The sequence below is a fragment of the Sulfitobacter sp. TMED3 genome, assembly GCF_002167505.1.
Taxonomy (GTDB): Bacteria; Pseudomonadota; Alphaproteobacteria; order Rhodobacterales; family Rhodobacteraceae; genus Sulfitobacter; species Sulfitobacter pontiacus.
Genome location: NZ_NHBI01000029.1, coordinates 1 through 12,703 on the forward strand (window position 1 = coordinate 1; position 12,703 = coordinate 12,703).

General features: G+C 56.4%; 10 protein-coding genes and 2 tRNA genes. 5 read left to right on the plus strand and 7 right to left on the minus strand.

What is annotated here, in order from left to right:
- The 5 genes from CBB63_RS08285 to CBB63_RS08305 form a co-directional block, all read right to left on the minus strand.
- Positions 1 to 194 (minus strand): hypothetical protein (locus tag CBB63_RS08285; RefSeq protein WP_286698806.1); only part of this gene is annotated, 194 nt, incomplete at its 3' end.
- A gap of 297 nt (positions 195 to 491) precedes the next feature.
- Positions 492 to 566: transfer RNA gene (locus CBB63_RS08290), tRNA-Gly, on the minus strand.
- 237 nt (positions 567 to 803) lie between these two features.
- Positions 804 to 2,477 carry a cytochrome c oxidase subunit I gene (gene ctaD / locus CBB63_RS08295; RefSeq protein ID WP_005854284.1) on the minus strand — a complete coding sequence of 558 codons (1,674 nt, stop codon included), beginning with the start codon at positions 2,475 to 2,477 and terminating at the stop codon, positions 804 to 806.
- 319 nt (positions 2,478 to 2,796) lie between these two features.
- A complete protein-coding gene (gene lipB, locus CBB63_RS08300) occupies positions 2,797 to 3,453 on the minus strand; it encodes a lipoyl(octanoyl) transferase LipB (RefSeq protein WP_286698807.1) in 657 nt (218 codons plus the stop codon).
- A gap of 36 nt (positions 3,454 to 3,489) precedes the next feature.
- The gene (locus CBB63_RS08305) at positions 3,490 to 4,161 is read right to left on the minus strand and encodes a DsbA family oxidoreductase (RefSeq protein WP_037953807.1); all 672 of its coding nucleotides are present in this window, start codon (positions 4,159 to 4,161) and stop codon (positions 3,490 to 3,492) included.
- 174 nt (positions 4,162 to 4,335) lie between these two features.
- On the opposite strand from CBB63_RS08305, the gene CBB63_RS08310 reads away from it, so the two are divergent.
- A tRNA-Leu gene (locus CBB63_RS08310) sits at positions 4,336 to 4,421 on the plus strand.
- A 68-nt stretch (positions 4,422 to 4,489) separates the two neighbouring features.
- On the opposite strand, the gene CBB63_RS08315 is transcribed toward CBB63_RS08310, so the two are convergent.
- Positions 4,490 to 5,638: a trans-sulfuration enzyme family protein gene (locus tag CBB63_RS08315; RefSeq protein WP_286698808.1), complete on the minus strand. Its 1,149-nt coding sequence runs from the start codon at positions 5,636 to 5,638 to the stop codon at positions 4,490 to 4,492.
- A gap of 254 nt (positions 5,639 to 5,892) precedes the next feature.
- Between CBB63_RS08315 and purB the strand changes: the two genes are divergently transcribed.
- The 3 genes from purB to CBB63_RS08330 all read left to right on the plus strand — a co-directional run bounded on the left by purB (position 5,893) and on the right by CBB63_RS08330 (position 8,918).
- Positions 5,893 to 7,197 carry an adenylosuccinate lyase gene (purB, locus tag CBB63_RS08320; RefSeq protein ID WP_286698809.1) on the plus strand — a complete coding sequence of 435 codons (1,305 nt, stop codon included), beginning with the start codon at positions 5,893 to 5,895 and terminating at the stop codon, positions 7,195 to 7,197.
- Positions 7,198 to 7,376: 179 nt separating this feature from the next.
- Complete coding sequence (locus CBB63_RS08325) at positions 7,377 to 7,901, plus strand: tetratricopeptide repeat protein (protein ID WP_286698810.1); 525 nt, start codon at positions 7,377 to 7,379, stop codon at positions 7,899 to 7,901.
- A gap of 114 nt (positions 7,902 to 8,015) precedes the next feature.
- Complete coding sequence (locus CBB63_RS08330; RefSeq protein ID WP_286698811.1) at positions 8,016 to 8,918, plus strand: lysophospholipid acyltransferase family protein; 903 nt, start codon at positions 8,016 to 8,018, stop codon at positions 8,916 to 8,918.
- A 28-nt stretch (positions 8,919 to 8,946) separates the two neighbouring features.
- Here the strand turns inward: CBB63_RS08330 and CBB63_RS08335 are convergent, their stop codons facing one another.
- A complete protein-coding gene (locus CBB63_RS08335; RefSeq protein ID WP_005854265.1) occupies positions 8,947 to 9,645 on the minus strand; it encodes a DUF1223 domain-containing protein in 699 nt (232 codons plus the stop codon).
- Positions 9,646 to 9,879: 234 nt separating this feature from the next.
- Here CBB63_RS08335 and acnA point away from each other — a divergent pair, with 234 nt between their 5' ends.
- Complete coding sequence (acnA, locus tag CBB63_RS08340) at positions 9,880 to 12,654, plus strand: aconitate hydratase AcnA (protein ID WP_286698812.1); 2,775 nt, start codon at positions 9,880 to 9,882, stop codon at positions 12,652 to 12,654.
- The last annotated feature ends 49 nt before the right edge of the window (positions 12,655 to 12,703 follow it).

Consider the following 12,703-nt stretch of genomic DNA (forward strand, 5'->3'; position numbering starts at 1 on the left):
CGAACTCCGGCGAGCGTGCAGGCTCGCTTGAGGTGGCGCGCGGTCATACGCAGGTGTGTGCCCGGCGAGTCGTGATTCCAGGTCGATTCGCTGACGACCCCGAGGGCAGCCAATTCAGTGAGCCGCTCCTCGGCCGCCTTGAAACGCGCGCGGACTTCTGGCGAGTAGCGATTTGCCATTTTGCTTTTTATCATAACCATCATCCTTACTTAAGTTGATGGTCTCCGACAAACTCGGGGCGATTCAAAGCATTGTCACGTGCCGCTTGGGCGTATCATTGTGGCGACAGTATATTATGCGCCGTAGCCGTGCCTGCTTCATCCCTGATCATAGTGCTAGACTGGGCATCAATGAACGGACCGTTGTCCGAACTGGTAAGTGTGCTGGCTCTTTGTAGGCCTGTGATCAGCTTCAAAGTTTTAGGGGCCCAGAACAGCAAAAGGCCACCCGAAGGTGGCCTTGCTGTCCTGCTGGGTAAGCAGAGAACCAGTTGGAGCGGGCGAGGCGATTCGAACGCCCGACCCTAACCTTGGCAAGGTTATGCTCTACCCCTGAGCTACGCCCGCATCCTCTGGTAGGGCGTGGAATACCCATAGCAGCGGTGAGCCGCAAGAGGAAAAATAACATTTTTCGAAATTAATTTCAGACAATTTTGGCAAGCCCTTATTTTACTGGGGGACGCGGTAAGATTTCGGCTAACCGTCGATAAACATTCGTCTTTATGCAACTGTACCGAGAGCCCGGGTAGAACGAAAAAAGGCCCCAACCGCCGTTGGAGCCTCTCATTTCAATGTTGTGCTAGCTTAGTGGCTAGGCTGTTTGTCCCATTCTTCCTGCTTGGGAAGAATTTCGAACGTATGCTCTGGTGGGGGGCTTGCCAGCGTCCATTCCAGAGTGTCCGCATATTCGTTCCAAGGGTTCGCAGCTGGGCTGCGGGCTCCACGTGTCAACGTGTAGAACATAACACCGAAGAAGAAGATAAAGGAAGCAAAGCTGAGGAACGCGCCGATCGACGACCACAGGTTCCAATATGCAAAAGCATCAGGGTAATCGATATAGCGACGTGGCATGCCCTGACGGCCCAGGAAGTGCTGTGGGAAGAACGTCAGGTTCGCGCCAATGAACATCGCCCAGAAGTGCAGCTTGCCAGCCCATTCAGGATACATGCGGCCCGTGAACTTCGGCAGGTAGAAATAGATACCGGCGAAGATCGCGAAGACGGCACCAAGGCTCATCACATAGTGGAAGTGCGCAACCACATAGTATGTGTCGTGGTAGTAGCGGTCCACAGCTGCCTGCGAGAGAACGATACCTGTCACACCGCCAACGGTGAAAAGAAACAGGAAGCCGAAGGCCCACAGCATAGGTGTTTTGAATTCAACCGAACCACCCCACATGGTCGCAATCCAGCTGAATACCTTAACGCCCGTCGGCACCGCGATAACCATGGTGGCCAACATGAAGTAAGCTTGTTGGTTCAGAGACATACCAACGGTGTACATGTGGTGCGCCCAAACGACGAAGCCCAATGCGCCAATCGCAATGATCGCCCAAACCATCGGAAGATATCCGAAGATAGGCTTGCGGCTGAAGGTCGCGATGACGTGGCTGATGATGCCGAAGCCTGGAAGAATAATGATATACACTTCGGGGTGACCAAAAAACCACAGAATGTGCTGATACAGAACTGGATCACCACCGCCTGCTGGGTCAAAGAATGCGAATCCGAAGTTGCGATCCATCAAAAGCATGGTGATGGCACCGGCCAAAACGGGCAGGGACAGAAGGATCAACCAGCTTGTAACAAAGATGGACCAGCTGAACAGCGGCACTTTGAACAACGTCATGCCAGGGGCGCGCATGTTGAGGAATGTTGTGATCATGTTGATCGCACCCAGGATCGACGACGCGCCGGATACGTGCACAGCGAAAATCGCGAAATCCATCGACATGCCGCCTTCACGAACAGAGAGCGGCGGATAGAGAACCCAGCCCACACCTGACCCAAGCTGGCCGCTGCCGCCGGGTGTCAGCACGGAGCAGACTGCAAGCGTTGTGCCGCCGACATATAGCCAGAAAGAGAGGTTGTTCATCCGCGGGAACGCCATGTCAGGCGCGCCAATTTGCAATGGCATCAAATAGTTACCGAAACCACCGAACAAAGCGGGAATAACCACGAAGAACATCATCAAGATGCCGTGCGCGGTGATCAGAACGTTCCAAAGGTGGCCGTTTGGCGTACAGGTCGCTGCGCTATCAGCGATAAACCGCGCGCCTTCCATACACATATATTGCACGCCTGGGTGCATAAGCTCCAAACGCATATATATGGTGAAACATACAGAGATGAAGCCAACGAGGGCCGAAACAATCAGGTACAATAGCCCGATGTCTTTGTGGTTTGTGGACATGAACCAGCGCGTGAAAAATCCGCGCTCGTCGTGATGGTCTTGCCCGTGAATGGCTGCGTCTGCCATGCGGTGCCTCCTGAGATTGGGTTGTCAACTCACACCCCGACAGGGGGCGCGCATTGAATTAAGGTTCGTTCTAGTGCGGCTTGCCAATATGGGCAATGGCCGCCTTTGACGCAGGGCACGAAAAAAGACAGATCATTTATCAAACTGTGTCGGAGGCGCACAGCCTTGTAGTGACGGGGGTAGGAGGTGTCAGAAGTGCTCATCATGCTGGATGACATACGCCTCTAGCGATGAAGAAACCGTAAAGCCGCGGCGGAAATAGCACGAGCGCAGTGAAACGTTTGAGCGGCGAGGTACATTATCCGTCTTTGGGCGCGTACTAAGACAGCGGAGGGAAAACCGTGTCGAACTGCGCTTTCAGGGCGATATCAACGTCTTCCATCGTAACTGGCAGGCCAAGGTCTACTAAAGACGTAACGCCATGTTCTTGGATCCCACAGGGGACGATCCCGGAAAAATGCTCAAGATTTGGATCAACATTTATGCTGATTCCGTGAAAGCTGACCCATTTTCGAAGCCGGATACCGATCGCCGCGATTTTATCTTCGCGAATACCGCCATCTGCCGCGAGCGGTTTCTCGGGACGTTCCACCCAGACGCCGACGCGCCCCTCCTTGATCTCGCCTTTGATGGTAAAGCTTGCAAGTGTCGCGATCACCCAATGTTCAAGGTCTTGAACAAAACGTCTGACATCCCGGCCGCGTTTACCGACGTCCAGCATCACATAAACAACCCGCTGCCCCGGCCCATGGTATGTGTATTGTCCGCCGCGGCGCGTTTCATATACCGGAAACCGCTTGGGGTCAGTCAAATCTTCCGATTTTGCTGAGGTGCCGGCAGAATATAGCGGAGCATGCTCTACAAGCCAGACGCATTCATCGGCATTCCCCGCGGCGATAAGGGACGCGCGTTCCTCCATCCATGCTTCGGCTTCCCGGTAATCGACAAGGCCCTTGGAGGTGATCCATTCAACCATTCTGTGCGCACCATTGAGCCGAGGATAACAAGACGATCATTCCGCGGCGCTTACCTCTTGAATTACTTTTTGGATAATTTGCACATAATTATCGACACCCTGCGCACCGGTCACAAGGTATTTTCCCGCAAAGATCATTGAAGGCACGCCAGAAATTCCCTGCGATGTCCAAACCGACTGGCGTTCGCGAACACGTTCTACATGGCTGCCGCTGTCGAGAACGTCCTGCGCAGAACTACGATCCAATCCGACATCTGCAGCGACATCAACAAGAACACTTTGGTCTGAAACATCCAATCCCTTCGTAAAATGTGCCTCAAACAAAGCAAGCTTAAGAGGGTGCTGCAGGTTCTGATCCTGAGCCCAATCTAGCAGTTGGTGCGCAGCAAAGCTGTTGACGATGCGGCTTTCGGCGTTGAAATTGAAGTCGATTCCAAGTTCGGTGCCAAGCTGCACAAGATGCGCACGGTTTTGCGCCGATTGCTCAGGCGATGCACCATATTTTTCGGCAATATGTTCGGTCAGGTTCTGTCCTTCGGGGCCCATTTGGGGGTTAAGCTCGAAAGGGTGCCATCGGATGAACGCGCCGATGTTCAAGGCGGCTAACGCCTGCTCTAGCTGGCGGTACCCGACAATACACCAAGGGCACATCACGTCAGAAACGATGTCGATCTGCAGGGCAGGGGGATCTATGGGCGCTTGGGTCATATTGTTCCTCGATTCATATCCTCCTTTAAGTTTACGTCTTCGCACTGTTTTTCAAGCCACCCCGCCCGATTGAATGATAAATCACACGAATCTGAACAAGGACTTAATCTGGCGCAATTTTGCTCTTCACTTTGTGAAAGAGTTTGTCTAAACGACCCTCACCAACCATGGCGTGCGGTCGTGGCGGAATGGTAGACGCGCAGCGTTGAGGTCGCTGTGGGGTAACACCCGTGAGAGTTCGAGTCTCTCCGACCGCACCACTGGTTGTATCCTTCAAATCATCTTCGAAAGACATGGGGTCCCGGGGCGCGAGCGCCCCGAAGTATCTTTATGCATCAAGCGCTTGGCTCAAGTCGCGTTTTAGATCTTCGATATCTTCAATCCCCACCGATAAACGCAGCAACCCTTCGGGAATCCCGGTGTGGGGTTCGATAGTGTGGCGGTGTTCGACAAGGCTTTCGACCCCGCCCAAAGACGTTGCGCGATGAAAAACTTCCAGCTTGCCGACAACCTCCAGCGCCGCTGCGCCGCCNCCCTTTACAATGCAAGACAAAAGCGACCCAAATCCTCCTGACATTTGCCGCGTCGCCAATTCGTGGCCCGTATGTGACGCAAGACCCGGATAGAGAACCTCTTCGATTTTCGGGTGATTTTGCAAAAACTCTGCTAATTCCATGGCGTTGCACGACATGTGCTTGGCGCGCAGGGGCAGGGTGCGCATCCCGCGGACCAGCAACCATGCTTCAAACGGGCCGATAACCGCGCCTGCATCATGCCGGTCCGCTTTGATATCTTCCCACACGCGGCCCGTGACGTCATTGGTCGCCAGAACGCCCGCCAATACGTCCGAATGTCCATTAATGCCCTTTGTGGCAGAATGCATTACAACGTCGGCACCGTGTTTAAGCGGCTGTTGCAGAATCGGCGTCGCGGCCGTGCTATCCACCACNAGCAACCCACCCGCGCTATGCACCGCATCAGCCGCAGCTTGGATATCGNCCACGCGAAGCCACGGGTTTGATGGCGTTTCGATGAGCGCCAAGGTTGGTCTAAAGCTCTCGCAGGCGGCGGCAAACGCCGCCTTGTCAGAGGCTTCGACCTCTCGCAGNTCAATGTCACGCCGGGTGCAGAAATCCCGGATCCACTTGGTGGTGCCCCAGTAAATCTGGCTTTGCACCAGCACGCGCCCGCCATTTGGGACGGTACGGAAGACGGCGGCAAGCGCTGCCATGCCTGACGGGAACANCAGCGATTCTTTCGCCCCCTCCAGTTGAGAGAGCACTTTTTCTGCAACNCGTACAATATCGCTCTGATCGCGCAGATANATGTTGTCTNCACGCAGCGGTTGGTATGCTTCATCCCGCAGATAGGTCGTGGCCATAGGCAGAGCCGGGACCACCCCGCCGGTTTGCGCATCAACCGCTCCCGCTGCTTGGGCAGCAATCGTAGCGGGGCTTAAGCGAGACGTATCAGACATTTCTTAGCGATTCCCTAATGGCGTAATATATTCAGTTTGCGGCACCTTTGCCTGTCCGAAGGTAAACTGCCAGACCAGAATGGGACAAACCCNGCTCTCCTTCATTTTGCCCCATAANCTCCCGCCGGAGGCGCCTATGGGCGAGGCAGCAAACATCCCTGCCTTGGTGGCACAAGGGTTCAGACTTGTTCTTTACCCCCCCGCGGTCTATCCCGCGCGTACATCAAAACACCCCAAAACAAAGGTATCACCACATGATTCCCCGTTATTCCCGCCCCGAGATGGTTGCGATCTGGTCCCCCGAAACCAAGTTCCGCATCTGGTACGAGATCGAGGCGCATGCCTGTGACGCCATGGCCGACCTTGGGGTGATCCCGCGCGAGAATGCGGAGGCGGTTTGGAANGCCAAAGATGTCGAGTTNGATGTCGCGCGAATTGACGAGATTGAAGCCGTTACAAAACATGACGTTATCGCNTTTTTGACCCATTTGGCCGAACATGTNGGNAGCGACGAGGCGCGNTTTGTGCACCAGGGGATGACCTCTTCTGACGTATTGGACACCTGCTTTAACGTGCAATTAACCCGCGCAGCTGATATTCTGATCGAAGACATGGGNTTGCTGCTGGCCGCGCTGAAACGCCGTGCCATGGAACATAAAAATACTGTNCGCGTCGGGCGCAGCCACGGGATCCACGCTGAACCCACAACNATGGGCCTTACCTTTGCGCGCTTTTATGCAGAGATGGACCGCAACCTGACGCGGCTGAANACNGCACGCTCCGAGATTGCTACGGGTGCGATTTCCGGNGCNGTGGGGACATTTGCGAATATCGATCCGCGGGTCGAGGAACATGTCTGCGAAAAGCTGGGCCTGTCGCCCGAACCCGTGAGCACGCAGATCATCCCCCGTGACCGTCATGCTGCATTCTTCGCAGCGCTTGGTGTGATCGCCAGCTCTATCGAGAACGTTGCGACCGAAGTGCGGCACATGCAACGGACCGAAGTCTTGGAAGGGGCTGAGTTTTTCTCGGCGGGTCAGAAGGGGTCTTCGGCGATGCCGCACAAGAAAAATCCTGTGCTGACCGAGAACCTGACCGGGCTGGCCCGTACAATTCGCATGGCTGTGATTCCAGCGATGGAAAACGTCACCATGTGGCATGAACGCGATATCTCCCACTCGAGCGTGGAGCGTGCGATCGGCCCCGACACCACCATCACCCTTGACTTCGCGCTGCACCGTTTGACCGGCGTCATCGACAATATGCTAATTTATCCTGACAACATGCTGGCAAATATGAACAAGTTTAGCGGTCTTGTGATGTCGCAACGTGTTTTGCTCGCGCTCACGCAGGCCGGCGTGAGCCGCGAAGACAGCTACAAGCTGGTTCAGCGCAACGCCATGAAGGTCTGGGAAGACGGCAAGGATTTCAAGACCGAGCTGCTGGCTGACGAAGAGGTTCTGGCCGCACTAAGTGCAGAAGAGATCGAAGAAAAATTCGATCTAGGTTACCATACCAAACATGTTGATACGATCTTTAAGCGCGTCTTCAAGGACTGATACACGCGCAGGCATTCAGGGCTGCATCGCTTGACGGCGGTGCAGCCTTTTTGATTCAAAAGCTGCGTATTAATGCCCTATCTCGCGCCATATCGTGACGTTAGGCTGGAACCTAATGTTTTATCTATGGCGCGGATCGTCTAACATCAGCCGTGTATTTAGTTCAGGAGTGTTTGAGTATGCGTGTTGTGTTTGCGTCCATCCTGTCATTGGCTATGCCTTTCGCGGCCTTTGCCGCTGGCTCCAATGATACGTCCCCACCGAAGCCCGTTGTGAAATGCGAAGGCGGGCAGGTGTATGACAAGAAGTCAAAGACCTGTATCGATGCAAAGGATAGCCGGCTAACACCGGATGACCTTTATCAAACTGTTCGTGAACTGGCCTATGCTGGGGAATATTCGGCTGCGCAGATCGTACTTGCCGCTATGCCTGAGCACGACGATCGTCGCTTGACCTACATGGGGTTCACGACGCGCAAAATGGGCGACCAAGCTGGCGGAATGGCGTTCTATGCGCGTGCGCTGGCAGCCAACCCTGCGAATGTTCTCGCGCGGTCCTATCGCGGGCAAGCTCTGGTAGAACAGGGCGACATCCCCGAAGCTTTGGCCGAACTTCGTGCCATTCGTGCGCATGGCGGGGCAGGGACATGGGCCGAAACCTCCTTGCGGACAGCGATCGCAACCGGTCAGACGTTTAGCTATTAACCATCCGGTGGCGCATTGCCGCCCGGGTGAAACACGCTTGTTGCGCGGGGCCCTGCGCGGTATGAACGGCAGGCCCCGCCCCTTAGGGGCGCTTTTCCTTGCAGGCAGATGCGCATGGCCAGTCCCAAATATCCCAAGAACGTTCGATTTAGCCGACGTGCAGGGCACTACCTGACCAATGCCTTTATCGTTGGCCTTATTCGGCTGGCTTTGGTGCTGCCGTATAAAGCGCGCATAGCCTTCGTCGGTTGGGTCGTTCAACATGTGATCGGTCCGGTCGCGGGATATCGGGCGCGGGCGCTTGAAAATCTCGCGATGATCTGGCCGCAGATGCCGCAAGAACGGCGCGCAGAAATTGCTTCAAAGTGCCTTAACAACGTGGGGCGCAGCTTTATAGAAAACTATTCGGCGCGCGACTTCCCCAAGCGTATGGCAAAGAATACGCCGACCGGCGCAGGCGTCGCGGCGCTGGAAAAAGCGGCAGAACAAGGCAAGCCGGTCATTCTGGTGACGGGCCACTATGGCAACTACGAAGCGATGCGTGCCTGCCTTGTGGCGCGGGGCTATGACATTGGCGGGCTCTACCGCAACATGAAGAACCCCTATTTCAACGCGCATTATGTCCAAACGATGGAGGCTTTCGGCGGCCCTGTCTTCCCGCAAGGCCGGCGCGGCACGGCGGGTTTCGTACGGCATCTAAAAGAGGGCGGGCAGCTGGTATTGCTGTTTGATCAACACGTCTTTGGCGCGCCGGCGCTCGATTTCTTGGGGCAACCTGCCAATACAGCGCTTTCTGCCGCCGAGCTGGCATTGCGCTATGACGCGCTGTTGATCCCGTTCTACGGCATTCGACAAGCTGATGGGGTGTCATTCGACACGGTGCTGGAGGCACCTGTGCCACACAGCGATGCTGTCGCGATGACGCAGGCGTTGAATGACAGTCTTACCGCACGGGTCAATGCGGATCCCGAGCAATGGTTCTGGGTCCATCGTCGCTGGCGCATCCACGACAATTAATGCCTAAACATCTAGGTGTTTTGAGCGACTACTTGATCCGCGCCGCTGCCACGATCGGCCCCGCGTTGCTGCGCTGCACAAGCACAACCACCGGCATATCGCCGGTGATGGCGGCAGAGAGCGATAGCGGCGCTTGCCCGTCCCACTGGTCAACCGTCTGCCAGCCTTCGACGATGTTATAATTCTCGAACGTGTGGCCCGCGTTTTCTCCGCGTTTGACCTGCGTGACCGCCATCGGATGATAGCGCAACATGTGCACGTCAAACGGTCCGGCGGCACCCGATACGGTATGTGCGTTGATGCGCAGGGTTTCCCCGTCCCGTGCGATAGATAGGTCGACCTGCGGGGCGTCTTCTTTGTGCTTGTTGATCGCCTCCATCAGCTTCATGGGTTTGGCACCGACCACATCGGACTGGCCGTTGACGATCATCTCGGGCGTGTAAATCGACGTCCGCCCACCAGTCAGCGCATAGGCGCGCTGGCGTTTGGCGTGCGCAGGCGCACCAAAGGGGTCTTGCCAGCCGATATAGTCCCAATAATCCACATGCAGCGCCAGCGCGATCACGTCGTCCCGTTTGGACAGCTCGGCAAACATCTCGTCAGCCGGAGGGCAGGAAGAGCACCCTTGCGAGGTATAGAGTTCGACGACAACGGGGCGGTCCTGAGCAAAGGCGGGCGCTATGGACAGCAGGCCAGCGGCGATCAGGGACGTAAACAGGCGGGGCATCGCAGGGTACTTTCGGTTTGGATGCACAATTCGTAGACTGCACCCGTTGTAATTACCACTCAACCTTTGTTGAGGCGCTGTAACGTCACGGGATTGCGTATGAAATGCCTCGATCCAGTACACAACGGTATACAAAAGCGCCGGAAGCGCGTGTTTGCAGTTGAAACGACCCGCGCAATAAGGCATTTAGGCCCCAAGTCACCGACCTTTTTTAACCCATAAAGGGAGCCATCCATGACCATCTTCGTTGGCCAGGACACCGCCAAAACCCGCAAAACTCTATCTTCGGGCAGCCAATCCATCGCTTATTATTCGATTCCTGCAGCGCAGGAAGCCGGTCTGGGTGATTTCTCCAACTTGCCAGCCGCGCTTAAGGTGGTGCTTGAAAACATGCTGCGTTTCGAAGATGGCAAAACTGTCACCGTCGATGACATCAAGGCCTTCGCCGAATGGGGTGCCAAGGGCGGCCAGAACCCGCGCGAGATCGCTTACCGTCCCGCACGCGTGTTGATGCAGGATTTCACCGGCGTTCCCGCAGTTGTCGACCTTGCGGCGATGCGCGACGGGCTGGTTGCCTTGGGTGGCGATGCCGACAAGATTAACCCGCTGAACCCTGTTGATCTTGTCATCGACCACTCGGTCATGATCGACGAATTCGGCAATCCGCGCGCGTTCCAGATGAACGTTGACCGCGAATACGAGCGCAACATCGAACGCTACACCTTCCTGAAATGGGGCCAGAAGGCGTTTAACAACTTCCGCGTTGTGCCCCCCGGCACCGGCATCTGCCACCAGGTGAACCTTGAATATCTGGCGCAGACCGTCTGGACCGACAAGGATCAGGACGGCGTCGAAGTCGCATATCCTGACACGCTCGTTGGGACCGACAGCCACACTACAATGGTAAACGGCATGGCCGTTCTGGGCTGGGGCGTTGGCGGGATCGAGGCCGAAGCCGCGATGCTGGGTCAGCCGATTTCGATGTTGATCCCCGAGGTGATCGGCTTTGAACTGACCGGTGCCATGATGGAAGGCACCACCGGGACCGATCTGGTTCTGAAAGTGGTCGAAATGCTGCGCGAGAAGGGCGTGGTTGGCAAATTCGTCGAATTCTACGGTGCCGGCCTTGATAGCCTGCCTCTGGCGGACCGCGCGACAATCGCCAACATGGCTCCCGAATACGGTGCGACATGTGGTTTCTTCCCGATCGACGCCGAAACCCTGCGTTACATGCGCACCACCGGCCGTGATGAAGACCGCATCGCGCTGGTCGAAGCCTATGCCAAGGAAAACGGCATGTGGCGCGGCGATGATTATGCGCCGGTTTATACCGACACACTGTCGCTCGACATGGGCACCATCGTGCCTGCGATCTCGGGTCCGAAGCGTCCGCAAGACTACATCGCACTGACCTCGGCACACACTGCATTTGCAGAATACGTGAAAGGCGTGCGCGAAGGTAAAGACACCACAGCCAACGCCGAAGTCCGTTGGGAAGGTGAGGGCGGCCAGCCCGAGCCTCGCGACATCCCCGGCGACGAGGGCAACCACAAGCGTGGCTACGTCCAGACCGAAGATGGCAACTACCAGCTGCATGACGGGTCCATCGTCATTGCGTCGATCACATCGTGCACCAACACGTCCAACCCCTATGTGATGATCGGTGCGGGTCTGGTTGCACGCAAGGCGCGCGCCTTGGGTCTGACCCGCAAGCCTTGGGTCAAGACGTCGCTCGCGCCCGGTAGCCAGGTTGTGTCCGCCTATCTAGAGGCCGCAAACCTGCAAGAGGATCTGGACGCCATCGGCTTCAACCTCGTCGGGTATGGCTGCACCACCTGTATCGGTAACTCCGGCCCGCTCGAAGCACCGATCAGCAAGGCGATCAACGACTACGACCTGATCGGGACATCGATCCTCTCGGGTAACCGGAACTTTGAAGGGCGGATTTCGCCTGATGTGCGCGCCAACTATCTGGCGTCGCCTCCCCTGGTCGTGGCATACGCGCTGGTCGGTGACATGAACGTCGATCTGGCCAACAGCCCGCTGGGTCAGGACAAGGACGGCAACGACGTCTATCTGAAAGACATCTGGCCAACATCCAAGGAAGTCGCTGATCTGGTCGAGCAGACCGTGACCCGCGAAGCCTTCCAGGAAAAATATGCCGACGTCTTCAAGGGCGACGAAAAGTGGCAGTCCGTCGAAACCACCGACGCCAAGACCTATGACTGGCCACCAACCTCGACCTATGTGCAGAACCCGCCCTACTTCCAGGGCATGTCGCCAGAGCCGGGTGTGATCACCAACATCGAGAACGCCAAAGTGCTTGCCGTTCTGGGTGACATGATCACAACCGACCACATCTCGCCTGCCGGTTCCTTCAAGGAAACCACGCCAGCGGGTCAGTATCTGGTGGAACGTCAGGTGCCTGTGCGTGAATTCAACTCGTACGGTAGCCGCCGTGGTAACCACGAAGTCATGATGCGCGGCACATTCGCCAACATCCGTATCAAGAACGAAATGCTGGACGGTGTTGAGGGCGGCTATACCAAAGGCCCCGATGGCGAACAGACCTCGATCTTTGACGCGGCTATGGCGCATCAGGAAAACGGCACGCCGCTGGTCATCTTCGGTGGTGAACAATACGGCGCGGGTTCGTCCCGTGACTGGGCGGCCAAAGGCACGGCGTTGCTGGGCGTCAAGGCGGTCATCGCCGAGAACTTTGAACGTATCCACCGCTCCAACCTGGTTGGCATGGGTGTTATCCCGTTCGAGTTCACCAACGGCGACACCCGCAAGAGCCTGGGCCTGGCCGGTGACGAAACCGTTTCGATCAGCGGTCTGGACACCATCAAGCCGCTGCAAGAAGTGCCCTGCACGATCACAATGGCAGACGGCTCGGTCAAAGAGATCATGATCAAATGCCGGATCGATACCGCGATCGAGATTGAATACATCGAACACGGTGGCGTTCTGCACTACGTGCTGCGCAACCTCGCGAAATCGGCCTAACCACCGGCCACTGGCCGTTTCGCACGGCCTTGAAAAGAACGCCCGTCAG